This window comes from Bhargavaea sp. CC-171006 (genome assembly GCF_009761675.1).
Lineage (GTDB): Bacteria > Bacillota > Bacilli > Bacillales_A > Planococcaceae > Bhargavaea > Bhargavaea changchunensis.
In genome coordinates, this window is the sequence record NZ_QUZH01000023.1 from 106,313 (window position 1) to 131,543 (window position 25,231).

Consider the following 25,231-nt stretch of genomic DNA (forward strand, 5'->3'; position numbering starts at 1 on the left):
CTGCGTTGAAAGTGGTGAAACAACATGGACGAAAATAATAACGGCCGGAACAATGACTCTCCGGAGGAAAATCAGCAGACACCCGCGGGACGTTACCTCCGCATCAAGCCCTTTTTCCTCCTGATGCTCATGTTTGGTCTCGTCCTTCTGACGGCAGGCGTTACATTCTTCGCTCTGACGGTCGGGGAGGACAAAGTGGTCGAGGTGGTCTCGCCAAAGTCCGATCGGGGCGAGTTCAACAAGCTGTATGACGCTTATGACGCAGTGAAAAAGCAGTACTTCGAAGACGTGAGTGACGAAGAACTGGTGAACGGCGCCATCAATGGCATGGTCGATGCCCTGGGCGATCCCTATTCCGATTATCTGGATCAGACGGAAGCCCAGCATCTGAACGAAAGCATCTCTTCAAGCTTTGAGGGTATCGGTGCGGAAATTCAGGAGCGGAACGGCAAGATCATGATCGTTTCACCAATTAAAAATTCTCCGGCTGAAAAAGCGCATCTGCAGCCGGATGACATCATCCTGTCAGTGGACGGCGAGAGCCTGCAGGGCAAGTCCTCGACCGAAGCGGTGACGCTGATCCGAGGCGAGAAAGGCACTGACGTCACCCTGCAAGTGGAGCGGGCCGGACTGGAAGAGCCGATTGATGTGACCATCACACGCGATGTCATTCCGATCGAAACAGTCTATGCCGAGATGGTGGACGATGAAATCGCCCACATCCAGATTACCAGCTTCTCGGAAAACACGTTTGATGAGCTTCTTGAGGCCATTGAAACCATGGAGAAGGATGGCATGAAGGCAATGGCGATCGACGTCCGGCAGAACCCCGGCGGCCTCCTCAGTACGGCAATCGAGATCTCGGACCTTTTCGTCGAGGAGGGCAAGGGCCTCTTCCAAATCGAAGAAAAGGGCAAGAAACCGCAGATCACCTATGCGGCCGGCGGTACAAAAGTGAAAATGCCGGTTGTCCTGCTGATTGACGGAGGCAGCGCTTCTGCATCCGAAATTCTGGCGGGCGCCCTGATGGAGTCAGCAGACATCCGGACCGTCGGCGAGAAATCGTTCGGCAAAGGCACCGTCCAGTCGCCGCAGGACTTCCAGGACGGGTCGAATCTCAAGCTGACCACCGCCAAATGGCTGACGCCCGAGGGTAACTGGATCCATGAGAAAGGGATCAAGCCGACAGATCCTGTGGCTTATCCTGAATACGTGAAACTTCCGTATATCGATCCGAAAACTCCGATGCAGGACGGGGACACATCGATGACCATCCTCTCCGCCGAGCAGATGCTCGATGCAGTCGGCTACGATCCCGGAGAAGCTGATGGCGTCTTTGATGAAGAAACCGCAGAAGCCGTCCGTGCACTCCAGGCGGAAGCCAATCTCGAGGAAAGCGGCATCCTGGAGGGGGACACGACTTTCGCCCTCATGGAAAAGCTGCGCAAGAAGATTGAGAAGGACGACCCGATGCTGAAGAAAGCGTCGGAAATTCTCCACGAACAACTAAAGTAATATTGGCGGGCGGAGTCCATTCTGGATTCCGCCCGCTTCATTGAAAGGATGACTGACCAATGACCGAAGTGTATATCCTGAGCGGTTTTCTGGGGAGCGGAAAAACCTCCCTGCTGACTTGGCTGATCAGGCAAGCAAAGGAGGAAGGGCTGAAACCGGGGGTTATCATGAATGAACTCGGAGAACTGGCATTTGATTCGGAAGCAGTGGAAGACGGCGTGCCGCTAAAGGAAATCCTGAATGGATGCATCTGTTGCACCGGCTCGGAAAAGACCGAGTCACAGATGCAGGCTCTGCTGCATGAGGAAGTAGACATCATTTTCATCGAGACGACCGGGGCTGCGCATCCGGTGGAGGTTCTCGATGCCGTCCATTCACCGCTGTTCGGAGACAAACTCGATGTGAAGGGAATCGTTACCGTGGCTGACGGCAGACGCTACCTTGCCGCTGACGGCATGACACCCCAGGTCCGCATGCTGTTCCTTGAACAGATCCGGCATGCCGGATTCGTCCTTCTGAACAAAAGCGACCTGCTGACGGATTCAGAGAAGGCGGAAGCCGTTATGGGCATCCAGTCACTGAATCCCGGTGCCCGGATTGTGGAAACCATCAACAGCAAAGTTCCTCTGGATGCTCTACGCATCATGACTCAAAAACCGGCTGGAATCCCGGTGCAGAAAGCGGGCATCGGCAGCCACCTTCCGATCGGCACACGCCTTGTGAGATTCAGCAAGCCGGTTGGCCGGGACGCGTTTGAGGACTGGATCCGGTCGTTGCCGGAGACGGTATACCGGATGAAGGGCTATGTACCTCTTGAGGGAAACAAATATCCATCGCTGTTCCAATATGCATATGGGATGGTCCAGTGGATTCCGGAATACATGAACATGCCGGCAAATCTTGTCCTGATCGGTGAAGGGCTCTCCGAAATCCGTGTCCCGGGTGCGGGCGATGAATGACCAAGAGCGTCTGATCTCGGCATACAGCAGACTGTGGAAGGGAAGGGAGGCAGCGCAGCAAGCATCGTCCATCCAGGAAATCTCCTCCCTTGCCGAAGATGAGCTGGCCGACAGGCTGACCCATCCGAGACTGAGAAAAGGCCGTGAAGCCAAGTTCACTGAAATCAAAGATCGCATTCGTTCTTCCGCTCTTCCTGATGAAGATCAGGAAATCCTGATCTGCTTCTATCGGTCTCTGATGCTCTGATGTCAACAGCACTTAATATGAAATAGTCGGGCGTCCTGCCGGAGATTTCCTATGAATCATCCGGCAGGACGCCTATTTTCATAGTCCGGGGGGATGACTGGTCTTGGAGGAAAGTGCTGGAACGATATGCATCCGCTCCTTCGTGTACGATGGTGCCGAAGGGAGGAATTGAGAATGAAAAAAACGATTTCCGTTCTCGCTATGAGCGCGGCGCTTCTTACGCCGGGCCTCACTGCGCAAGCACAGCAGACAACAGAAAACGAACAATTCCAGAAGATCAACGTGGAAGGTGTATCCCTGCATACATATGTAGCTGGAGAAGTCATCCGTATCAACGGTGACGACATCTCCAAATTGGACATCGAAAGCCTGATCCAGAAAGTCCTTAAACAGTATGGCTACAAGCTTCCGGTACCGAACGCCGAACAGGAAAAGCCTGAGACGGTTAAGCAGGAAGCCCCTGCGGCGGAGGAAAAACCGGAACAGCCAAAACCTGCACCGGCTCCAGCACCGGAACAGCCTAAAGAAGAAAAGCCTGCACCGGCACCTGAAAAACCTGCAGAGCAAAAGCCGGAAGTGGAAAAACCTGCAGCACCGGCCCCTGCACCAGCTCCACAGCAACCGTCCCAGCCATCGGCTGAGCCGGCTGAACAAGCACCACAGCAGACTGCCGGCCTGAGTGCAGTTGAACAGAAAGTCCTTGACCTGACAAATGCAGAACGCGCCAAAGCCGGCCTCAAGCCATTGGCGGCAGATACGAAACTCATGGATGCGGCAAGGGCAAAATCCGCAGACATGCGCAAGAACAACTACTTCTCGCACACCAGCCCAACATATGGTTCTCCGTTCGACCAGATGAAGGCTGCCGGCATCAGCTACAAGAAAGCAGCCGAGAACATCGCAATGGGCCAGCGGACTCCTGAAGAAGTCGTCAAAGGCTGGATGGAATCACCTGGCCACCGCCAGAATATCCTGACACCGGAATTCACTCACATCGGTATCGGCTACGATTCCAACGGCCACTACTGGACTCAGATGTTCATTCAGAAATAAGCTGAACGGATATCTTGAGGGTCAACTGATCAGATAAAAACACCCCTTTGTCTCTACCGGAAATTCCGGAAGAGATAAGGGGGTTTTTGTATGCTGTAGTGAACAAGCCTTCATCGGCACACACTCGAATCGAGGAATAAATTTCTTTTTTGGGGCGGATACTTCCTTGAAGAGGTGATTCATTATGAATGCCGAGTTTATGCAATCCATCCACAGCTATTTTAATCATTCCGTGGACTTTGAAGTGAAGGAACGTGAGGTTGCGGGAGTCCCCGCGGTTCTCTGCTACTATACAACACTGATCGATACTGCACTGGCGGACCGGCATCTGGAGATGCTCGAGAAACGGGCGATGGCAGGAAGCGAGAAATGGGGAAATTCCGCTACCTCATCGGCTGAGGCCTTCAGTGAGGAAAAGCTTGCTGAACAGGTGTGCACCGGCAATCTGGTCATCGTCTTCCCGGAGACCAACATGATGCTGGGCATCCAGGTGAACAATGCCCCGAAGCGTTCACCGGAAGAGCCGAAAAACGAGACGGTCGTCCGCGGGGCGCATGAAGGGTTTGTGGAAAGTATCACCGACAATGTTGCGCTGGTCAGAAAACGGCTTCAGCGCAAGGACCTGGTGATGGAAAGCTTCCGGATGGAGAACACCCATGCACACATCAGTATCCTTTATCTTGCGGATGCCATCGACCCGGATGTGCTGGCCCAAATCCGCCAAAGGATCAGAGATATACCGTACAAGGAGTTCTACAGCATGGGACAGACCGAGGATTATCTTGAGGACCAGGTGTATTCACCTTTTCCTCTGTTCCTGAATACCGAGCGGCCAGACCGTGTGATCTACAGCCTGCTGGAAGGGAAAGCGGCATTATTAACAGACAGTTCACCGACAAGCATTATCACGCCGACCAATTTTTTTGCATTTTACGAGTCACCTGATGACTACAATAGCCGGATCATTGTCGGCTCCTTTTACCGGATGGTCCGGGTCGTCGCTTTTTTCACGGCCATCCTGCTGCCTGCATTCTATATTTCCGTCATCAGCTTCCATTCGGAAATCATGCCGATTGAGCTGGCGAAGACGGTAAAAATGCAGATCAATGACATTCCTTACCGGCCGCTTTTGGAAGCATTGATCCTGGAACTGTTCATTGAGCTTATCAGGGAAGCGAGCGTCAGGCTGCCGCAGCCGATCGGCCAGACTGTAGGCATCGTCGGCGGGATTGTCATCGGGGATGCGATCGTCAGCGCGGGTCTTGCCTCAAATCTGATGGTAATCGTCGTCGCGATGACGGCCATTGCCAGCTTCGTCATTCCCTCCGCTGAGATGAATATGGCGGTAAGGCTGATCCGGTTCCCGTTCATGCTGCTGAGTGCCGCACTCGGATTCCTCGGGATGGTGCTTGGAACCCTATTCCTGTTCATCCATCTGCTGAATCTTTCATCTCTCGGACAGCCTTATCTGTCTCCACTTGTCCCGTTCGATCCGAGCCGCTTCAAGGATGTCTTTTTCAGGGTGCCGTTTTACCGTCCGGATAAGCAGCAGCAAACGTTTAATCATGGCGGTAAACGCTCGTGATGAAAATCCGGATTACGCAAACGCAGTTGTTTCTCATGCTGTTCATAGTACAGACCGGCACGGTGTTCATTTCTTTCCAGGCTCCTCTGATCAGGGTGGCCGGCAGCGATGCCTGGCTGGTATTTTTGTGCCTGGGACTGCTTTTCCCCCTGCATCTTTGGCTGTTTGAACGGTTTATCGATCGTTTTATCTGGTCAAAGCCTGTATGTGTGCTTTATGGCCTGTACTGGTATTTTATTTGTTCGAGTCTCATCGGCAAGACTGTATATACGCTTAATGTGTGGGCTTTCCCTGAAACGCCCATGCTTTTGGTCATCGCACTGATGACGTCGGTGCTTTTGGCAGTTGTTCTCAGTAAACCGACCACAGCCATCAATCTGGGGGTCATTCTCATCCCCCTGATTCTGATTTTTGTCTTGTTTGTTTCTTTGGCGGTCAATGATCTGATCTGGACCAACCTGCTGCCAGTCGCGCATCTTTCACTTTCCGAACTGCAAAAGGCGCTCCAGCCTGCGCAGCTGCCTTTTGTCGGGATCGAGTTGTATCTGCTCTTCAGGCTCCTGTTGCCGGAAAAGGTGAGTTTTCGCAATTTGGCAATCTACAGTTCCATCTGGTTAGCCTTTTTCATGTATATGCTGATTTTTCCGCTTGCCTACTTTTCCCTGAAAGAATTCGACCTGTTCCCGGACCCGATCATGTATCTGCTGAAATCACAGGAGGTCACATTTGTCGAACGGCTTGATCTCTTTTTCATTTATATCTGGCTGGCATGGTCGATTGTCACGGTGTGCATATATGCATTTGCGGTCGTCCGTCTCCTTACGCTGATGGGGATTGCCAATTACAAGAAGCATGCCGTCTGGATGGCCGTCATTTTCATATTTATCACGAATACCATGGCGACGAAAAGCGCCGTTGAGATGAATGCCATTTTAATCCCATATCTTCATACTGTGTTTGCCATGGCAATTCCGGCGTTTATCATCATATCCAATCAAATGAGGAGGCGGAAAAGAACCGGGGAGGGGGCAAGCGGATGAAGCGTTTGATGTTTTGGGTGCTGCCAGCCGTGCTGCTGCTTTCAGGATGCTGGGATGAGCTTGTCTTCAGGGATATTCAGGTTGTGACTATGGCGGGAATCGACGGAAACAAGGATGAAGTGACCGTCTATTACGGCTTTCCTGAGCTGCTGGACAGCCAGCCAGTACCACAGTCACTCGAGTCGAAAGGGCGTACCTACTCAGAAGCGAGGAACACGGCCAATGAGCGCTCCGATGAAGTGCTTGACCTCAGCTATCTTCAGGTATTCTTAATATCAGAGGAGGCGGCAAAGCACAGGATCTACGATTTCATGGATTCCTTTTTCCGCGTTCCCAGGAACCGGGTAACCGGGCATATGGCAATCGCACAGGGAGACATGAAACAATACTTCGATAATCCGGGATCATCCGGCGCGCCAAAGAACGAATCCGAAACGTTCGGAAAAAAGATCGATACGTTCCACAAGTATTCCCTTTCCACCATGTATGATCTCCAGCAGGTCTGCACGATTCTTTTTGATGATGGGATGGACTTGTCACTTCCCGTACTTAAAATCGAGGAACAGACCGGAGAACCGGAGCTTGCGGGTACCGGGCTGTTCAGCGGCATGGAGTACACGGGAGAAGTTCTGAGTCTCGACGAAGGCCGATTACTCGCCATGCTGAAGAAGGAGACGGGCACCATTCTCAGGCTGAATTATGATGTGGAAGTGGAGGGGGAAAAGACGCCCATCCAGATCGAGATCATCTCCAATAAGCAGAAGATCAAAATCAAAGGGGAACATGTGGATATCGAGATGCGCATCAAAGCGGAAGTCGAAGAATTTGCACATGGTGCCGTCTATAAAAATCAAAAGCAGATGGACCGGCTGGGCAAGGAACTTGGCAAACTTGTTGAAGAAGATGTCAACAAGCTGATCGGCAAACTTCAGGAGGCGGAAAGTGACGCGATCGGAATCGGGCGCAGGGTACGGGCGTTCCATCACGATCTCTGGGAAAAAGCGAAGTGGAGTGAAACCTATCCTTCACTAGAGATCGATGCGAGCGTCGAATTGAAAATCGAGCGGACAGGCATCCTCGAGTGAGAAGGGCAACACGAAAACCCCGTTGCAGTGTTGGCAACGGGGCTCTTCTATGCGGCTCATCGGGTAGTCCGGAGATCGGCTTTCTTTTTCTGGATGAGCAGAAGACGGATGGACAGAGTAATCGCTCCTGCTGTCAAACCGGTGATCAGTCCGATCCAGTAGCCGAACGGTCCCAGGTCCGTGTTGTTCGCGATCATATAGCCGACCGGAAGGCCGATGACCCAGTACGAGATGATCGCCATGATAAAGGTGACGTTCACATCCTTGTAGCCGCGCAAGGCGCCCTGAACCGGGGCCTGTACGGCGTCCGACAGCTGGAAAAATGCCGCAAAGACGAAGAACTGGACGGCAAGCCGGACGATGGCCTCGTCCTGTGTATACAGGGAGGCGATTCCGTCACGGAATGTGACGAGAATGAAGATGGAAATCAGGCTGAACACGATTGCCAATCCGACACCGAGCCAGCTGTATTCTTTCGCCTCTTTCCACCTGCCGGCACCGGCTTCGTGGCCGACGAGTATGGTCGCACCCATCGAGAGGCTGAGCGGAATCATGTAAAGAAGTGAAGTGAAGTTGAGCGCGATCTGGTGCGCGGAAATGGTTTCAGTCGAGTAGCCGCTCATAAAGAGTGTGACAACCGCAAAGATGCTTGTCTCAGTGAAGATCGAGATGCCGATCGGAACACCGAGGACGATGATTTCCTTCCAGCGGGGAAGGGAGATGCGTTCCCATCCGCGGAATAGCCGGTACGGCTGGAAAGGCCGCTTCGTATGGGTAACAAAGATCGCGATCGCCAGGATGATCCAGTAAGTGATGGCGGAGGCGACACCGGCTCCCACACCGCCGAGTTCAGGGAAGCCGGCCTTGCCAAAGATGAACAGCCAGTTCAGAAGGATGTTGACGGGGGCGGAGAGAAGGGTGATGAACATTGTGACCCTTGTGGCCCCGAGAGCATCAATAAAGGAGCGGATGACCGTATAGGCGAACAGCGGCAGCAGCCCGGCGCTCATCGCCGTCAGGTATCCGGCAGACACCTGGCGCACCTGCTCCTCAAGCGGCATTTGGCCAAGTCCGAAGCGTATGGCAATCTGCAGCAAAATAAACACTGCTGCAGACAGGGCAATGCTTATATACAGTCCTTGCTGTACAGTCGGGCGTGTCTCTTCCTTGCGTCCGGCACCGATCGCCTGGGCGACAATGGGTGTAACGGATAAAAGAATTCCTGCCAGCCCCGTATAGACCGGATTCCAGAAGGAAGATCCGATAGTCACGCCTGCCAGGTGTCCGGAGTCATAACGTCCGGTCATGAGGATATCGAAGAATGTCATGAGGTACATCGCCACCTGAGTGACGAGGATCGGGCCGACGACTTTCGACATGGTCCCCGCTTTCAGACGGAGCGGCCTGCGTGTTTCCATCCTGTATACCTCCAGTCTGTAAGTACTTGCATTCTGCTGTGTTAGAATGGATAATGCGTTCATATGTATGAAACATTGTAAATGAATTGAGGGAATAGTATGACACGACCGAACATCATCCTCACAGGAGGCGGTACGGCCGGGCACGTCTCTTTGAATCAGGCAATCATCCCGTCGCTGGCTGAACAAGGCTACGATGTCCATTATATCGGGTCCCGCGACGGAATAGAAAAAAATCTGATCACTGAATCATTTCCGTCAGTCCCTTATTATGAAATCTCCAGCGGAAAGTTGCGGCGGTACTTCTCGATGAAGAACTTCTCCGATCCGTTTAAGGTCGGAGCGGGTGTGCTGCAGGCCTATAAGATCATCCGGAAGCTGAAGCCGTCGCTGATCTTCTCCAAAGGAGGATTCGTCTCGGTGCCGGTTATCCTGGCCGGACGTATGGCGGGGGTCCCGGTAGTCATCCATGAATCAGACGTCACACCCGGACTTGCCAACAAGCTGGCGATGCCGTTTGCCGATCATGTGTTCACGGTCTTCCCGGAAACAGTGCCGCATGTCCGGAAAGCGGAAGCGACCTGTACGGGACCGGTCATCCGTCAGGAACTGTTCAAAGGTTCCAAAGGCGAAGGGCTCCGCATCGCCGGCTTATCGGGACGGAAGCCGGTCCTTCTCGTCATGGGCGGCAGCCAGGGATCGGCGGTCCTGAATGAAGCGGTCCGCTCAAGTTTGCCGGAACTCATGAAAACAATGGATATCATCCATTTGTGCGGCAAGGGGCATCTTGACACAGCACTGGAACAGATGGAAGGCTATTCGCAATTTGAATATGTCACGGATGAGCTGAGACATTTGCTGAAAGCTGCGGATTACGTCGTGTCCCGAGCGGGTTCGAACTCCATCTTCGAATTTCTTGCATTGCGCCTTCCGATGCTTCTTATACCTCTCTCGGCGGAAAAAAGCAGGGGAGACCAGATTCTGAACGCGAGGCTGTTTGACAAAGCCGGCTTTGCCCTTGTTCTGCAGGAAGAGGAGGTCGGCCGCCAAACGTTCCTTGAATCTGTCCGGACACTTCAGGAACGCTCTCAGGAAATCCTCCTCAGAATGGAACAGGCCGAGCCGCCGAAAACACCAGGGGAGATGGCGTCTCTCATTGTTTCACACTCCGGAAAAAACGGTTGAATCCGGCGGAAAATGTTTAAACTCACCAGGCAATCGGTATTCTACAGGCATGTATCCGCTTACAACGGACATGCCTTGTTTTTTTGTAAAAAAAGATTGTATTTTGTCGTTACAGTAGTAAGATTAGGTTGGACAAAAACGCAGGCGTCGCCTTAGATGCCGTTTGCTTTCAGTGTTATGAACGGCATGCTAAAATTGATGCGGACCATTATAATAGAAATAGACGATGCCAGCGTAAAAAGTGGAGGGTATCTACATGTCAAACAATTTTGCTGCTCCCGGTTCACCTTGGGGTTCCTTCTCCGGGCCGAACCTGGGGTATGTGATGGAGCAGTATGAACTGTTCCAGAATGATCCGGACCAGGTTGATCCAGATCTGGCGGAACTTTTCAGGAGTTTTGGTGCACCTGTATTGTCGGAAACCGGTGCCGGCACCGCTGAAGCGGCAGCAGGCGCATCTCCGGCACAGTTTGGAAAAATCGTTGCGGCGGCCCAGCTTGCGGATTCCATCCGCCAGAACGGCCATCTTGCTGCGAACATCTTCCCGCTGAAGGACCGAGAACTCGATAATTCCCGCATTGTTCCTTCTGCGTACGGACTTACAGAAGCGGACCTCGTATCGATGCCGGCTTCGATTTTCTTCCATGAGCAGGTTCCGGAAGGCGTATCGAACGGCCTCGAGGCAATCAATCATCTGACGCGTATTTACACAGGCAAGGCGGCCTATGAGTTTACACAGGTCATCGACCCGGAAGAGCGCAAATGGCTGCGATCCTACATCGAATCGGGCAAGGTGCGTCCGGGACTGGATGACAATGAGCGCCGGGAATTGCTTGACCGCCTGACGAAAGTGGAAGGCTTCGAGAAGTTTATCCACCGCACATTTGTAGGCGCGAAGCGTTTTTCCATCGAAGGCCTCGATTCTCTTGTTGTCCTCATCGATGAGCTCGTCCGCAACGCGAACGGGGAGAAGATGAAGGAAGTTCTGATCGGCATGGCTCACCGTGGCCGTCTGAACGTCCTCACTCATGTGCTCAATAAGCCATATGAAGTGATGCTTGCCCAATTCGCGGGCCTCGACGATGAGCCTTTCATTCCTGAGGACGGCTCCCTTGAATTGACGCATGGCTGGTTCGGCGATGTGAAGTATCACATGGGCGCCACTTACACGGCTCCTGACGGACTTAAAGTCAAACTGGCATATAACCCGTCACACCTTGAAGTCGTCAACCCGGTCATTACCGGCCAGACTCGGGCGGCTCAAGAAGAAACCGGCCAGCCTGGCATTCCGGAACTGAATGAGAAAGACGCATTGGCCGTTCTCGTTCACGGGGACGCCGCATTCGCCGGACAGGGTATCAATATGGAAACCATGAACTACAGCCGCACTAACGGATACAAGACGGGCGGTTCGGTCCATGTCATCGCAAACAACCGGATCGGCTTCACGACTGAATTCTTTGATTCCCGCTCGACCCGATATGCCTCCGACCCGGCCAAAGGCTACGAGGTACCGGTCATTCATGTTAATGCGGACGATCCGGAAATGGTCATTGCCATCGCGCGGTTTGCATTTGAATACCGCAACCAGTTCGGCAAGGACATCTTGATCGACCTCGTCGGTTATCGCCGCTATGGACATAACGAGATGGATGAGCCGCTGGTGACCAACCCGATGATGTATCACAAAGTACATCAGCACCCGACAGTCCGTGAGCTGTATGGCAAAGAACTGTCTGACAAGGGCATCGTCAAGCCGGAAGAAGTTGAAAAATTAGATGAAGACACGTTCACGCTGCTCCAGGAATCCTATGACAGGGTAAAGGAGACGTCCAAGAAAGAGACAATGGACAACAGCACACCGGAAGCTATCATGAACGGCTATCCGGGCGTTGAGACAGGTGTGTCCGAAGACCGTCTCCGCAAGATGAACGAAGAGCTTCTGAACTATCCGGAAGACTTCAATGTCTTTAAAAAGCTTTCCCGCATTCTGAAGCGACGGGAAGAACCATTCAACGGCAAGGGCAAGATCGACTGGGCACACGCCGAGACACTTGCATTCGGTTCGATTCTTCAGGATGGCCATCCGATCCGCCTGACCGGACAGGATTCCCAGCGTGGGACATTCGCCCATCGCCACGTCGTTCTTCACGATGAGAAGGATGGCAAGGAACTTGTTCCGCTTCACCACATCAGTGATGCCAACGCATCTTTTGCGGTCTATAACAGCCCGCTTAGCGAAGCATCGATCGTGGCTTATGAGTTCGGCTATACGCTCGAGAACAAAAACGCACTTGTTCTCTGGGAAGCCCAGTACGGCGACTTCGCCAACATGGCCCAGATGATGTTTGATCAGTTCATCTCCTCGAGCGCTTCGAAGTGGGGCCAGACTTCAGGACTTGTCATGCTTCTTCCACACGGTTACGAAGGCCAAGGACCGGAGCACTCCAGTGCGCGCCTTGAGCGTTTCCTTCAGCTTGCCGGTGAAAACAACTGGACAGTCGCAAATCTTTCGAGCGCAGCGAACTACTTCCATATTCTCCGCCGCCAGGCAGAGCATCTGGGTGAAGAATATAGCCGTCCGCTCGTCATGATGTCGCCGAAGTCTTTGCTGCGCCATCCTCTCGTAGGTGCAGATGTCGAAGATTTGACGTCCGGCAAGTTCCAGACTGTCATCGAGCAGCCAGGTCTCGGGAAAGATCCTGAGAAGGTTGAGCGAATCGCATTTGCCAGCGGCAAAATGGCGATTGACCTCGCGGAACAGATCAAAGATGGCGAAGGCTACGAGTGGCTTCATGTTATCCGTGTCGAGCAGCTTTATCCGTTCCCTTCTGACCGCATCGCAGAGATCATCGAGCGCTTCCCGAACGTGAAAGAATTCATGTGGGTACAGGAAGAGCCGAAGAATATGGGCTCCTGGTCGTTTGCAGAACCGCTTGTACGGGAACTTGCAGGAGAGAAGCCGGTGCGCTATTGCGGCCGGATCCGCCGCTCGAGCCCGTCGGAAGGCGACGGCAAGTCCCATAAGATTGAACAAGACCGCATCATCAATGAAGCACTGAGCAAATCCTAAGATTTGCCTGATCATAAGGAGGAATCCACGGTGGCAGAAATCAAAGTTCCAGAACTTGCAGAATCCATCACGGAAGGTACGGTCGCACAATGGCTGAAACAGCCTGGCGACACAGTCGACAAAGGCGAATTCATCGTCGAACTCGAGACTGACAAAGTCAACGTTGAAGTCATTTCCGAAGAAGCGGGCGTTGTCCAGGAACTGCTCGCCGAGGAAGGCGACACGGTTGAAGTTGGCCAGGTCATCGCCATCGTAGGCGAAGGTTCCGGCGCAGCCGCAGCTCCTGCTGAAAAGCCGGCAGCGGAAGCAGCTCCGGCTCCGGAAGAGAAAAAGGAAGAAAAGCAGGCGGCTCCTGCAGCTGCTGCGGAAGCAACTGAAGAAGCAGGCGCTTCTGACCGTACAATCGCAAGCCCTGCTGCACGCAAGCTTGCACGCGAAAAAGGCATCGATCTCGCTTCGATCACTCCAGTCGATCCGATGGGCCGCGTCCGCGTCCAGGATGTGGAAGCTGCAGCCGCTGCGCCTAAGCAAGCGCCTCAGCAACAGGCAGCCAAGCCTGCGGCACCAGCTGTTTCCTCGGATGAAGAATCCGGCCGCGTAACGCGCGAAAAAATGTCGCGCCGTCGCCAGACCATCGCGAAACGTCTTCTGGAAGTTCGCCAGAACACGGCGATGCTGACTACTTTCAACGAAATCGACATGACCAATGTCATGGAACTCCGCAAACGCAAAAAAGAAGAATTCGAGAAGAAATTCGGTGCGCGCCTCGGCTTCATGTCCTTCTTCACGAAGGCTGTGGTCGCTGCACTTAAGCAATACCCGTATGTGAATTCCGAGCTCGACGGAACGGATCTTCTTCTTAAAAACTACTTCGACGTGGGCATCGCGGTTTCGACCGAAGAAGGCCTTGTCGTACCGGTAGTGCGTGATGCAGACCGCAAGAACTTCGCAGAGATCGAGAAAGACATCGCGGACCTCGCGACTAAGGCACGTGACAAGAAACTTGCCCTGTCCGATCTTTCCGGCGGCTCGTTCACGATCACAAACGGCGGCGTCTTCGGATCGCTCTTCTCCACACCGATCCTGAACGGCACGCAAGTCGGTATCCTCGGCATGCACACCATCCAGAAGCGTCCTGTCGCAGTAGGCGACAACGTGGAAATCCGCCCGATGATGTATGTTGCGCTTTCGTATGACCACCGTGTCATCGACGGCAAAGACTCCGTCGGCTTCCTGAAGACTGTCAAGGAAATGATCGAGAACCCGGAAGACCTTCTCCTCGGTTCCTGATTGGATCATGATAAAAACGCCTCTTTATGAGGCGTTTTTTGTTTGGGGATATCATGGGGGACTTGGTTTAGAGGGTGGGGTTCCGGGTCAGTTATGATTTCGTCATTCGCCCTTTCAATTTCGTCATTCGTCCCTCTGATTTCGTCATTCCGCCGGATAATCTCGTCATTGGGGGTCTCCGGTCGGGCGAATGACGAAATATAGGGCTTGAATACAGAAACCGGAGCCATGAATGACGAAACTTCTCCCTCGAATGACGAAACCGCGTCACCCATAAACAGGAGCTCCTTTACTTTTCCTGATACACTCCTCCCGCATCATTGAAAACAGGGCCCGGTTTTGTCTATAATGGAACCATGATAAAGGAGGCGGCAGCCGATGGATTTTAAGCAGTGGAAAGACGCGCCGGCGATCCGCACAGTGACGTGCAAGCATACGGACGCGGAAAAGTATCTGGTGTCGAATGTCCTGACACCGGGCAAGGAATACGAAGTGAAAAACGAGACCGAGGAATTCATCTTTGTCGTGGACAACACGGGCAAAGTCGGCGGTTTCTATAAAACGTATTTTGAATGATCCGGAGGCCCGGCGGGAAAACCGCCGGGCCTTTTATTGAGGGAGGACTGTTTTATGCTGGCAATCATCGAAGAAGAGCGCAAAGAACGGAACGGGCGGACATACCCCGCTGATGAAGCGGCGCTGATCGGGCAGGGAGGCTATGTGGCTCCTGATGCGCACCTGTGGGAGGATGTCCTGACGGCGGTTGTGATCCGTCGTCCTGTGCTGCTTAAAGGCCCTTCAGGTTCCGGGAAGACGAAACTTGCGGAGTCGGTGTCTGCATTTTTCGGCCAGCCGATGCATCAGGTGAACTGCTCTGTTGACCTGGATGCCGAATCGCTGATCGGATTTAAGACGATTATCCGCCAAGACGGAGATACCGTAATTGACTTCGTCGACGGTCCCGTCGTGACGGCCATGAAGGAGGGTCATATCCTCTATATTGATGAAATCAACATGGCGAAGCCGGAAACCTTGCCGATTCTTCACAGCGTGCTGGACTACCGCAGGATGCTGACAAATCCATTCACGGGTGATGTCATCCATGCCCATCCCGACTTTACCGTCATCGCGGCGATCAATGAAGGATACGTCGGAACGGTGCCCATGAATGAAGCGCTGAAAAACCGATTTATTGCATTCCAGGTGCCTTATCTCGGACAGGAACCATCGAGGGCATTGCTGGAGCGTGAATTCCCGGATGCCCCCCGGACGCTGATCACGACGATGCTGAGCATCTCGGAAGATCTGAAAGACCAGGCGAGGAACGGGCTTCTGGCCGATGAAGCCGCATCGATCAGAAGCCTTATAGACGCCACGGAATTGGCGCTCCATATGGGGCCTGACCGCGCCGTGCGCTATGCGATCGCGGAGAAACTCGAAGACCCCGGAGAACGGCAGCTTGTCATGGATCTGGCCGCCACTTGGATCCGGTGATGCGCAATGACATCGATTAACCGGTTTATCGACTTTAATGACGAACTGATCAACGCAGGAGAACGGCTCCGGCTTGAACGACTCGCCCGAGCCCTGACCGGCATGCCTGATCTCGGCCTGACCGAAAGGCAGCATATTGAATTCCACCCCGCTTCAAATGAATTGGCGATGAGTGTCTTCTGGCGGCACAGGGATGCGGAAGTGACCGAACAGGGCCGGCTATCCGACCTGTATTTGCTGGCGGCCGGCTTCTGGTCCAAGTTCGACCTTGCTGTCTGGCGGGAATTCCGTTCTGAAACGGAAGGGCATGCGCTCCGGGAATTCCTCCGTTCGGCCGTCCTGCTGTTCGAAGAGCTCCGCATCACTGATGCCGTCATTGCCGAACGGCCCGGCACGGAAGAGGCGTTCGCGATCAGAAGGCGGCTGTACGGCGAGTTCCATATGGGCCAGCAGTCTGTCAATCTCCGCCGGGGATTCCGGGCGGATGCGTTGTTCAATCATTTGTATGCAGTGATCCACGGCATTCCGGAAACATATGCATCATCTGAAGATGAACTCGCGGGCCTCATCGAACCGGTACTCTATGGCGTGTTCGATACCCGTTCGACAGCGGATTCTGTCCGTATGGCAGAGCAGATGGCTCCGCTTCTTGATGGCCGGCTAAGAGAAGATCTGCAACATTCTTATTATGCGGTGGGTGATGGACTTGTCGGGCCGAAATCCGATTTCCATTATCACAAGGGAACCGAGGATCGTGAAAAAGGGGAGACGGGTGAGAAAGAGTCTGTCGGGGAGCTGTTCTCGACCTGGCATGCCGCCAACAAGTCCGAGAAAGGCATGCACCTGAATTACGAGCTTGAACACGGCCGGATTGGCGAAGGTGACGGTACGGGCGCCAGAGAAGGACGTGAAGGCGCGGATGCGACATCGACCGGCCGGGGACAGTCGGCGGCTGACGAACGGTCTGGGGTCGCGCGTGAAGCGGCCACTGAAGCTGCCGGCTCCGAGGCGGGTGCCTGGATCAAGGCCGAAGGTTTCGGCACGGCAAATGAATCGGTCGTTTACCGGGAGGTACTTGCAGAAGCCGACAACACAGCGGAAGCCCGTGAACGGATTCAAAAGTGGCGAGAGGAATCCATCCCGCATGTGCGTGCAATCGTCAAGGAGATGCAAAAAAGGATCGAGAGGAAGAGAGAAGAGAGGAGGGAAGGGCTGCCAAAGGGACGCCTGTCCAAAAACCCTGTGTCAGTTCTGCTTAACGAGCGTCCTCGCCCGTTTTACCGTAAGCAAAGCCCTTCAAAACGGCTTGATGCTGTGTTCGGCCTGTTGGTGGATGGCTCGGGATCGATGGCGGATAAGCTGGATGAGACGAAAAAGGCTGTCCTCCTCTTTCACGACATTCTCCGCTCCTTGGATACGTCACACGGAATTGCGGTCTACCAGGAAGATTCGGCAACCGCGACAAAAAAACGTCAGCCGAATACGTTGCAGTGGCTGCACAGGTTCCGGGATGACGGCAAGGATGACGGGGGACGGATACTGTCTCTGGAGGCGGGAGATGACAATCGGGACGGTTTTGCCGTCCGCTGGATGACATCAAGATTACTCCAGCGGACGGAAGCGCACCGTTTTCTACTGGTGTTCTCGGATGGGGAGCCTTCCGCATTCGGCTATGGACAAAACGGAATCGTCGATACGGCAGAAGCCGTCAGGGAGGCAGAAAAGCAGGGCATCACGGTCATTCATCTGTTCCTTTCATCGGAACCGGCGACCGCGCGCCAGCAGGAACTGTTCAGGATGATGTTCGGCAACCGGTCGGTGTCAGCGGATTCGATCGACCGATTTTCCGACGAGACCCTTCGGATCCTCCGCAAACTGCTTGTCCTCGCTTCGGGGAATATGTAAGAATAGCAGCAAAAAAACCGTCCTCATTGAGGACGGTTTTCCGCTTTTTCCGCGACGGCGATCAAGCGCTGCTTGAGTTCTTCTTCCATACGGGCAATCTCGATTTCTGCGGCTTTCCGCTTTGCGCGTCCGTCCGCCTGGATAGCCAGTGTCTCCTCGATTGTGGAGAGAAGGTTTTCCTGGGTTTTCTTGAGTGTGTCCACTTCCACGATACCGCGCTCGTTCTCTTTGGCCGTTTCAATGCTGTTCATCTTGAGCATTTCGGAGTTGCGGAGAAGGAGCTCGTTTGTCGTCTCGGTGACGGCACGCTGTGATTCGACCGCTTTGCGCTGGCGGTTGAGAGTCAGTGCGATGGCGATCTGATTTTTCCATAGAGGAATCGAGGTCATGATGGACGACTGGATCTTTTCTGCCAGAGTCTGGTTGGTCTGTTGGATCATCCGGATCTGCGGCGCACTCTGGATGGTGATCTGGCGGGAAAGCTGCAGGTCGTAGATGCGCTTTTCAAGCCGGTCCACAAACTGTGCCATATCATTCACTTCCTGGATCGCCATCTGGTCGTTGGACTCTTCGGCTTTTTTCCTCATCGCCGGAATGATCTCATTGACGATTTCGTCCCGTTTGAGTTCGGCCGCGGCGATATAGACATTCAGCGCCTGGAAGTAAGCCTTATTCTGATCATACAGCTGGTCGAGCATCTGTACGTCTTCTATGAGGCCCCGCTTGGCATGTTCCAGCTGAACCCCGATACGATCAATCTGGGTACTCAGTTTCTGGTACTTTGTCATGAGTTCCTGAACGGATTTTTGTACCCGTCCGAACCATTTCCGGATGCCTGTTTTTTTCTCGACAGACAAATCTTCCGGGTCGATTTCATTCAGCTTGCCCATCAGATCCTTGAGGACATCACCGACAGGCCCTATGTCCTTGGACTGGACATGGTCCAGCATCTTGTGGGAGAACGTCGACAGCTGATTTTGTGCGTTCGCCCCGTAAGTGATAATCGCTTCGTAATTGCCGGCGGGGATCTGCTTGGCAAGATCCCTCGCTTTCTGCTGTTCTTCCTCGCTCAGGCGCTCCATCAGTTTGACTCCCGGCTTGGCCGGTGCCTGGTTTGCCATCTCATCCGGAAGAAGAGAGGATTGGGGCTTAAGGTCGAACGGGTTATCGAGTAGGTCGTCCATCGTCAGATCTGCCGTTTCACGGGCGGGTTTATTTTCTGTCATCAGTGTCGTCTCCTTTCAGCGGCGCTTGCTCGGGCTGTTCCAGCTGTTTCCGCTCCTGCAGTTCAAGCTGCTTTTTTTCCTTACCCGTCAGGACCTCTGCATAGTCCAGTTCGAACCTTAATGTTTCCAGGTCGGTGGCAAGCGCACGTTTGACGTCCTTGCGAATCTCCACATTCAGGTCTTTCAAGGTTTCCCGGGTGTCTTCGAGAGCCTGTTTCATTTCCTCGTCCTTGGTCGGCTGATTCGCCAGGAGAGCATACTTGGAGGACAGCTCAACCGCGGAATCTAGATGGGCATAGAAAAACTTTTCGACGTTATAGAACTTCTTCGGGTTCTGCTGGACAATCCCGATGATGCGCTTTGACAGCTTGTTCAGGTCATTGAGCTGGCGAAATGCCTGTACTGAACGGATGCTGCCGTAATGGGAGTTCAGCTGGCGAAGCTTGGCCTTCGCTTCTCCCAGCTGATGGACGATATGTTTATATTCGGACCGGGTCATGCCGAGTTGTTTCACCGTTGAGCCAATTTGTACCTGCCTGATCGCGAAATCGCCTGCAAGGTAGATCGCGATGAGCAGGCCGGTTGCGGGGACGAATCCCATGCCGGCACCCAACAGGAAATAGAGCCAGGATCCGAAACTGACCGGCAGCATAATCGCATGCCTCGTCAAAAATTGCTGGAATGTATTCATCTGGCCGGACCTCCTAATGGAATCTAACTATTTTTACGTCCGGATCGGCCGGAAAGTTTCATTTTGTTTCCGGCGCGGCCTGTCTCCATTATAGCGCATACCCGTCAGGGAGACATCCGAATCGCCTGTTCTGAGCGTAACGCGTGGATAACGGACGCTCATTTGCTACAATGGGTCTGACGTCAGCATCACATGGAAAAGAAGGTTGATCCGTATGTATGAAATCATTTATATGAGAGCAGACTATGAACCATGGTGGCAGTTTGAGGGATGGGAAGAACACATCCGGGAACGGAAAGTTTTCGACTGCGAGAAAGATGCCGAGGCAGGCCTGTCCGAACTGATCGCCCGGTTCAGGCGGGAATGCGATCATGAAGCGCAGAAAGACGGGAAGTTCTTTGCGTTTTGGAATGTAAAAGAAGTCTGCTACTGCGAAGACTGCGCAGAGGACCTGCAGCTATACCATGGCCTCATCATCATGAAAGATGGGAAGCCCCATCCGTTTTCGAAAAAGTAAAAAATATTCTAACCATTACCGTTGACACGCTTCCTAAAGATGGTATAATGGCATTAATTGAACACGAGGACTGGAAACACGGATTCACCTATTATAAAAAGTGATCGGGTTCAGGTCGGTACTTTTTATAATATGTGAATTTTTTTGTTCCTCCAAAAAAGTTCCATATTAAAATTATTTCTTTTAAGTTGGGGGTAAAGTCAACATGAAACAAGGTACAGTGAAATGGTTCAACGCGGAAAAGGGATTCGGCTTCATCGAGGTCGAAGGCGAGGACGACGTATTCGTACACTTCTCCGCCATCCAGGGCGAAGGCTTCAAGACGCTTGACGAAGGCCAGCAAGTTGAGTTCGAAGTTGTCGATGGCAACCGCGGACCACAAGCAGCAAACGTCGTCAAGCTCTGATCGGCGGGTTCATATGGGGGCTTCCGGATTTCCGGAAGCCTCTTTTTTATATCTTTGCTCATTATGTAGAGTCTGCAGCGCTGCAAGAGGGAGAGGACGACGACCGTTTCTGTCTTGAACCCAGCTTGCCGGGAATGAACCGGAATCGGCCCGTCCATTTCGCCATGTTTTGCTTATAGCTGTTTTTCTTGCAGTTACGTTTCATTTCATCGTAATTTTGGTATAGGACGGGGAAGGGACGTGATTGAATGGATTCCGAACTGAAGCGTCCGCTGCCTTCGGGAGAAGAACAGCAGGACTTTTATGAACAGCTGAGGGGCAAGGTGGCTTCATGGCTCGGCGACAAGCCCGGTAAGCGGGGTAGGTTTGCCGACATCATCCTGTTTGCGCCGGACCTGTTCCACCTTCTTATGAAGTCGCTGACCGACAGCCGGATTGACAGGAAAAGCAAACTGCTTGTCGCAAGCGGTATTCTGTACTTTATCTCGCCGATTGATTTCCTGCCCGAGGGTATTCTTGGGCCGGGCGGCTTCCTGGATGATGTTGCGGTCGCCGCATTCATTGTAAATACACTTGTCGCGTCGGCCGGGGAAGAAGTGCTGGAGGAGCACTGGACGGGGAATGTGAAGCTTCTCCGCACGCTCGAGGGCATCAGTGCAAAAGGCGGCAAAGTGGTGAGGAAGCTTCCTGCCGGAACGCTGGCACGGAGATTCATACGAAGGCGCTGATACGGCAGACACAAAAAAGGAGACGGCAGAAGCCGTCTCCTTTTTCTATGGAATCAGTTTGCGACGCCCTGTGCGTCACGCCATTCCAGATAATCATCGTATCCCAGCTGCTTGTCGAGGATCGTTCCGTCATCCATGATCTCGATGACCCGGTTGGCGATCGTCTGGATAAACTGGTGGTCATGCGATGTGAAGATCATTGCGCCCTTGAAAGCGATTAGGCCGTTGTTCAGAGCCTGGATCGATTCGAGGTCAAGGTGGTTCGTTGGCTCATCCAAGAGAAGGACGTTTGCGTTCGTCAGCATCATCTTCGACAGCATGCAGCGAACCTTCTCGCCTCCGGATAGGACAGACGGCTTTTTCTTCACTTCTTCACCGGAGAACAGCATTCTGCCGAGGAATCCGCGGAGGAACGTCTCCGTCTGGTCCTCGGGAGAGTACTGGCGGAGCCAGTCAACGAGTGTCGGCTGGTTCGTGCCTTCAAAGAACTCGGTGTTGTCCTGAGGGAAGTATGCCTGGGAAGTCGTTACGCCCCATTTGAATGAGCCCGCATCCGGCTCGCGTTCCTCGGCAAGCACATCGAGCAGCGCTGATTTGGCAAGCGGGTTGCCGAGAAGGATGATTTTATCGTCCTTGTTCATCGTGAAGTTGATGTCCTTCACGTAGGTCTGTCCCTCTTCGTTGATTGTGAGGTCTTTTACCTGAAGGACGTCATTGCCGATCTCCCGGCCGATCTGGAAGTTGACATACGGATACCGGCGTGAAGACGGTTTGATGTCATCCAGTTCGATTTTTTCGAGCATTTTCTTACGGGAAGTGGCCTGCTTGGATTTCGAGGCGTTCGCACTGAAGCGCGCGATGAATGCCTGGAGTTCCTTGACCTTTTCTTCCTTCTTCTTGTTCTGCTCGGATGCCATTCTGGCTGCCAGCTGGCTGGACTCATACCAGAAGTCGTAGTTGCCGACGTAGACTTGGATTTTGCTGAAGTCGAGGTCCGCAATATGGGTACATACTTTGTTCAGGAAGTGGCGGTCGTGGGAAACGACGATGACAGTGTTCTCGAAGTTGATGAGGAACTCCTCAAGCCACTGGATCGCCTTCAGGTCCAGGTGGTTGGTCGGCTCGTCAAGCAGCAGGACATCCGGCTTGCCGAAGAGGGCCTGCGCCAGAAGGACCTTCACTTTGTCGGAACCGCTCAGATCCTTCATCTTGACATGGTGCATCGATTCCGGGATGCCAAGACCCTGCAGGAGGATCGAAGCGTCGGTTTCCGCTTCCCAGCCGTTCATTTCTGCGAACTCGCCTTCAAGCTCGGCGGCACGCATCCCGTCTTCATCGGAGAAGTCTTCCTTCATATAGATGGCATTCTTCTCCGTCATGACGTCAAACAGGCGTTTGTGGCCCATGATGACCGTCTCGAGCACTTCGTTTTCCTCGTACTGGAAGTGGTCCTGTTTCAGGACGGCGAGGCGCTCGTCGGGCCCCATTGATACGTTGCCCGTCTGCGGCTCCAGCTCGCCGGAAAGAATCTTGAGGAACGTGGATTTGCCGGCGCCGTTTGCGCCGATCAGTCCGTAGCAGTTCCCCGGGGTGAATTTTATATTGACGTCTTCGAACAGCTTGCGGTCGCCGAAGCGAAGACTGACGTTGCTGACCTGGATCATGCATTCTCCTCCTTGTTCACAATGCTCCGATTATACCATAAAGACGTGCCGAACTGTAACCGGGGGCATGGGGAAGAGACCGGCTGCCTATGAGGCGCCGCGAGTGTTGCTCCGGCGGTTCAGGTAATGCTCCAATGTGCCGAGCTCTTCGTTGATGAGTTCTTCCATCCGGTTATAGTCGCAGCGCTCCGGCAGGCGTGTGAATTCGCCTCCAGTGCAGGAAAAGAGAAAATAGAACTCACCGATGCGCCTGAACAAAAATACAGTCTCCGGAAAGTCATCAAAAACGGCTTTGATCTGATATTTGCGGGCATATGCCCACTGCATGAGTTTCATAGTCATCACCTACATTCCCAATATTAACCGGTGAAGTTTAGGAACGCAAGTTCGGTTAGCCCGGAATGGCAGTTTGGATCCGGAAGTGGGATATAATTGTGGGAATAGGGGAAGGGATGAAGAAAAAAGCATCCGCCTTTGCGGATGCTTAACGTTCCCAATGGGCATTGATGAATTCGTCACGGCCGGAATTGGCGCGATCCTGTTCATAATGCTCGCGTTCTTTGAGATAATAGTCCTGATGATAGTCTTCAGCCGGGTAGAAAGTCGAGGCCGGCAGGATTTCCGTAACGATCGGCTTATCGAACCGTCCGCTTTTCTCCAGGGCTTCCTTCGACCGAATGGCAGCATCCCGCTGTTCATCTGTCGTATAGAAAATTGCCGTCCGGTAAGAATCGCCGCGGTCGTGGAACTGCCCGCCGTCATCGGTCGGATCGATCTGCTGCCAGTAGACATTCAGCAGTTCCTCATAGGGGAATACCTCCGGATCGAATTCGATCTCAACAGCCTCGTAATGACCTGTATCGCCCCGCTTGACATCTTCGTAGGTGGGGTTCTGGAGCGATCCTCCCGTATAGCCGGAAACCAGATCCGCTACGCCGTCCCATTCTTTGAACGGCTTGACCATGCACCAGAAACATCCGCCGGCAAAAATTGCCTTTTCGGTTTTTTGTCCTGCCATTGCAGCACCTTCTCTTCCTATGAAATCATTCGGATTGTATTGTAGCACCCGGCATTGCGGGCGGCAAGGTGCAACCCCCACAAGGGAAGCGGCGTCCTATTCACGAATAAGAGTTTGGAGGAATCATGATGGAAACACCGCATACAAGGAGGGGCAGGAAACGGCGCCGCAGGCTCCGTCCGTTCCGGGCACTGTTCGCTCTGCTGATCGTCCTGGCGATCGCTGTCGGCCTGTACTCCGTATGGCAATATAACCAGGGCCGCGAGCTCGCTAGCGGCAAAAAGCCGGATTCCGAATCGTTCAGCGGCGATCCGATCGATCCGCAATATCCATATATCGAGAATTTCCTGCTTCTCGGCATCGATGATGACGGCTCCGGACAGTCCAGATCCGATACGATGATCCTGGCTTCTCTCGATAAAGAAAATAACCGGGTGAAGCTCGTGTCGTTCATGAGGGATATCTACGCGGATATCCCGGGCTATCAATCGTACAAGCTGAACACAGCCTATTATCTGGGTGGCGCACAGTTGGCCAAGGACACCATCTCGGGTATGTTCGGAGTCCCGATCCACCATTACGCCGTAACCGACTTCGACAACTTTGAAAAACTGATTGATATTGCCGCACCAGACGGTGTTCGGATCGATGTTGAAAAGCCGATGTCCGAGAAAATCGGCGTGACCCTGTCTCAGGGGACACATGATCTGAACGGCAAAGAACTGCTTGGTTACGCACGATTCCGTGCAGACAGCGAAGGAGACTTCGGACGTGTCAAACGCCAGCAGAAAGTGATTTCCGCCCTGAAGGACGAAGTGCTCTCTCCAAGCACGCTGCCGCGACTGCCAAAACTCGCCGGTGCCGCGACAGGTTACGTCGAAACAGATGTCGGCGGTATGGACGGGCTGCGCAAAGTTCTGAAGGCGGCCGTATCAGGTGGACTGGAAATCGATCGGATGACGATTCCGGTGGATGGGACTTACCAATTCGGCTCTTATCCGCATGCCGGATCCGTGATTGAACTTGATGTATCCGCCAACCGGGAAGCGCTAAGCGAATTTCTCGGGACGCCCGAGGCGATGAAAGGCGCATCTGCGCTGCTTATGCCATAAACAGAGAGTAGGGGGAAGAC

At 53.3% G+C, this 25,231-nt stretch carries 23 protein-coding genes; 17 read left to right on the forward strand and 6 right to left on the reverse strand.

Annotated elements, in window-relative coordinates; translation table 11 throughout:
* The first annotated feature begins 24 nt into the window (after positions 1 to 24).
* The 7 genes from DZC51_RS10215 to DZC51_RS10245 all read left to right on the forward strand — a co-directional run bounded on the left by DZC51_RS10215 (position 25) and on the right by DZC51_RS10245 (position 7,484).
* Positions 25 to 1,515, forward strand: coding sequence for a lmo1851 family serine protease (locus tag DZC51_RS10215; protein WP_157295425.1), 1,491 nt, complete (start codon positions 25 to 27; stop codon positions 1,513 to 1,515).
* 59 nt (positions 1,516 to 1,574) lie between these two features.
* Entirely contained in the window at positions 1,575 to 2,474 is a 900-nt protein-coding gene (locus DZC51_RS10220) for a CobW family GTP-binding protein (RefSeq protein WP_157295427.1), read from the forward strand.
* Positions 2,467 to 2,721, forward strand: a complete 255-nt coding sequence (locus DZC51_RS10225; RefSeq protein WP_157295429.1) for a hypothetical protein — start codon at positions 2,467 to 2,469, stop codon at positions 2,719 to 2,721. The genes DZC51_RS10220 and DZC51_RS10225 overlap by 8 nt, the downstream gene beginning before the upstream one ends.
* A 174-nt stretch (positions 2,722 to 2,895) precedes the next feature.
* Complete coding sequence (locus DZC51_RS10230; protein WP_157295431.1) at positions 2,896 to 3,774, forward strand: CAP domain-containing protein; 879 nt, start codon at positions 2,896 to 2,898, stop codon at positions 3,772 to 3,774.
* Positions 3,775 to 3,958: 184 nt separating this feature from the next.
* Positions 3,959 to 5,359 carry a spore germination protein gene (locus DZC51_RS10235; protein WP_232524120.1) on the forward strand — a complete coding sequence of 467 codons (1,401 nt, stop codon included), beginning with the start codon at positions 3,959 to 3,961 and terminating at the stop codon, positions 5,357 to 5,359.
* Complete coding sequence (locus tag DZC51_RS10240) at positions 5,359 to 6,399, forward strand: GerAB/ArcD/ProY family transporter (protein ID WP_232524124.1); 1,041 nt, start codon at positions 5,359 to 5,361, stop codon at positions 6,397 to 6,399. The genes DZC51_RS10235 and DZC51_RS10240 overlap by 1 nt, the downstream gene beginning before the upstream one ends.
* Positions 6,396 to 7,484: a Ger(x)C family spore germination protein gene (locus DZC51_RS10245; RefSeq protein WP_157295436.1), complete on the forward strand. Its 1,089-nt coding sequence runs from the start codon at positions 6,396 to 6,398 to the stop codon at positions 7,482 to 7,484. Before DZC51_RS10240 ends, DZC51_RS10245 begins: the two co-directional genes overlap by 4 nt.
* Before the next feature lie 56 nt (positions 7,485 to 7,540).
* Here DZC51_RS10245 and DZC51_RS10250 read toward each other — a convergent pair whose 3' ends face one another.
* Positions 7,541 to 8,902, reverse strand: a complete 1,362-nt coding sequence (locus tag DZC51_RS10250) for an MATE family efflux transporter (protein WP_157295438.1) — start codon at positions 8,900 to 8,902, stop codon at positions 7,541 to 7,543.
* Between the two features lie 99 nt (positions 8,903 to 9,001).
* On the opposite strand from DZC51_RS10250, the gene DZC51_RS10255 reads away from it, so the two are divergent.
* From DZC51_RS10255 to DZC51_RS10280, 6 genes are all read left to right on the forward strand, one after another.
* Complete coding sequence (locus DZC51_RS10255; RefSeq protein ID WP_157295440.1) at positions 9,002 to 10,087, forward strand: undecaprenyldiphospho-muramoylpentapeptide beta-N-acetylglucosaminyltransferase; 1,086 nt, start codon at positions 9,002 to 9,004, stop codon at positions 10,085 to 10,087.
* 256 nt (positions 10,088 to 10,343) lie between these two features.
* Positions 10,344 to 13,160, forward strand: a complete 2,817-nt coding sequence (locus tag DZC51_RS10260) for a 2-oxoglutarate dehydrogenase E1 component (RefSeq protein WP_157295442.1) — start codon at positions 10,344 to 10,346, stop codon at positions 13,158 to 13,160.
* 30 nt (positions 13,161 to 13,190) lie between these two features.
* The gene (odhB, locus tag DZC51_RS10265) at positions 13,191 to 14,450 is read left to right on the forward strand and encodes a 2-oxoglutarate dehydrogenase complex dihydrolipoyllysine-residue succinyltransferase (RefSeq protein WP_157295444.1); all 1,260 of its coding nucleotides are present in this window, start codon (positions 13,191 to 13,193) and stop codon (positions 14,448 to 14,450) included.
* Between the two features lie 378 nt (positions 14,451 to 14,828).
* On the forward strand, positions 14,829 to 15,026 hold the full coding sequence (locus DZC51_RS10270) for a DUF6501 family protein (protein WP_157295446.1): 198 nt from the start codon (positions 14,829 to 14,831) through the stop codon (positions 15,024 to 15,026).
* A gap of 54 nt (positions 15,027 to 15,080) precedes the next feature.
* A complete protein-coding gene (locus DZC51_RS10275; RefSeq protein ID WP_157295448.1) occupies positions 15,081 to 15,944 on the forward strand; it encodes an ATP-binding protein in 864 nt (287 codons plus the stop codon).
* A 6-nt stretch (positions 15,945 to 15,950) separates the two neighbouring features.
* Entirely contained in the window at positions 15,951 to 17,849 is a 1,899-nt protein-coding gene (locus DZC51_RS10280; RefSeq protein ID WP_157295450.1) for a vWA domain-containing protein, read from the forward strand.
* Between the two features lie 23 nt (positions 17,850 to 17,872).
* Here the strand turns inward: DZC51_RS10280 and DZC51_RS10285 are convergent, their stop codons facing one another.
* Both DZC51_RS10285 and DZC51_RS10290 read right to left on the reverse strand, forming a co-directional pair.
* A complete protein-coding gene (locus DZC51_RS10285; protein ID WP_157295452.1) occupies positions 17,873 to 19,075 on the reverse strand; it encodes a toxic anion resistance protein in 1,203 nt (400 codons plus the stop codon).
* The gene (locus tag DZC51_RS10290) at positions 19,062 to 19,766 is read right to left on the reverse strand and encodes a 5-bromo-4-chloroindolyl phosphate hydrolysis family protein (RefSeq protein ID WP_157295454.1); all 705 of its coding nucleotides are present in this window, start codon (positions 19,764 to 19,766) and stop codon (positions 19,062 to 19,064) included. The genes DZC51_RS10285 and DZC51_RS10290 overlap by 14 nt, the downstream gene beginning before the upstream one ends.
* 214 nt (positions 19,767 to 19,980) lie before the next feature.
* On the opposite strand from DZC51_RS10290, the gene DZC51_RS10295 reads away from it, so the two are divergent.
* From DZC51_RS10295 to DZC51_RS10305, 3 genes are all read left to right on the forward strand, one after another.
* Positions 19,981 to 20,283 carry a DUF1033 family protein gene (locus DZC51_RS10295; protein WP_157295456.1) on the forward strand — a complete coding sequence of 101 codons (303 nt, stop codon included), beginning with the start codon at positions 19,981 to 19,983 and terminating at the stop codon, positions 20,281 to 20,283.
* Positions 20,284 to 20,488: 205 nt separating this feature from the next.
* The gene (locus tag DZC51_RS10300) at positions 20,489 to 20,689 is read left to right on the forward strand and encodes a cold-shock protein (RefSeq protein WP_040228597.1); all 201 of its coding nucleotides are present in this window, start codon (positions 20,489 to 20,491) and stop codon (positions 20,687 to 20,689) included.
* A gap of 248 nt (positions 20,690 to 20,937) precedes the next feature.
* On the forward strand, positions 20,938 to 21,417 hold the full coding sequence (locus tag DZC51_RS10305; RefSeq protein WP_157295457.1) for a YkvA family protein: 480 nt from the start codon (positions 20,938 to 20,940) through the stop codon (positions 21,415 to 21,417).
* A gap of 53 nt (positions 21,418 to 21,470) precedes the next feature.
* Here DZC51_RS10305 and DZC51_RS10310 read toward each other — a convergent pair whose 3' ends face one another.
* The 3 genes from DZC51_RS10310 to msrA all read right to left on the reverse strand — a co-directional run bounded on the left by DZC51_RS10310 (position 21,471) and on the right by msrA (position 24,099).
* Complete coding sequence (locus DZC51_RS10310; RefSeq protein ID WP_157295459.1) at positions 21,471 to 23,081, reverse strand: ABC-F family ATP-binding cassette domain-containing protein; 1,611 nt, start codon at positions 23,079 to 23,081, stop codon at positions 21,471 to 21,473.
* Between the two features lie 87 nt (positions 23,082 to 23,168).
* Positions 23,169 to 23,423, reverse strand: coding sequence for a hypothetical protein (locus DZC51_RS10315; RefSeq protein ID WP_157295460.1), 255 nt, complete (start codon positions 23,421 to 23,423; stop codon positions 23,169 to 23,171).
* 142 nt (positions 23,424 to 23,565) lie between these two features.
* A complete protein-coding gene (gene msrA, locus DZC51_RS10320) occupies positions 23,566 to 24,099 on the reverse strand; it encodes a peptide-methionine (S)-S-oxide reductase MsrA (protein WP_157295461.1) in 534 nt (177 codons plus the stop codon).
* Between the two features lie 125 nt (positions 24,100 to 24,224).
* Here msrA and DZC51_RS10325 point away from each other — a divergent pair, with 125 nt between their 5' ends.
* The gene (locus DZC51_RS10325) at positions 24,225 to 25,211 is read left to right on the forward strand and encodes an LCP family protein (RefSeq protein WP_198304101.1); all 987 of its coding nucleotides are present in this window, start codon (positions 24,225 to 24,227) and stop codon (positions 25,209 to 25,211) included.
* The last annotated feature ends 20 nt before the right edge of the window (positions 25,212 to 25,231 follow it).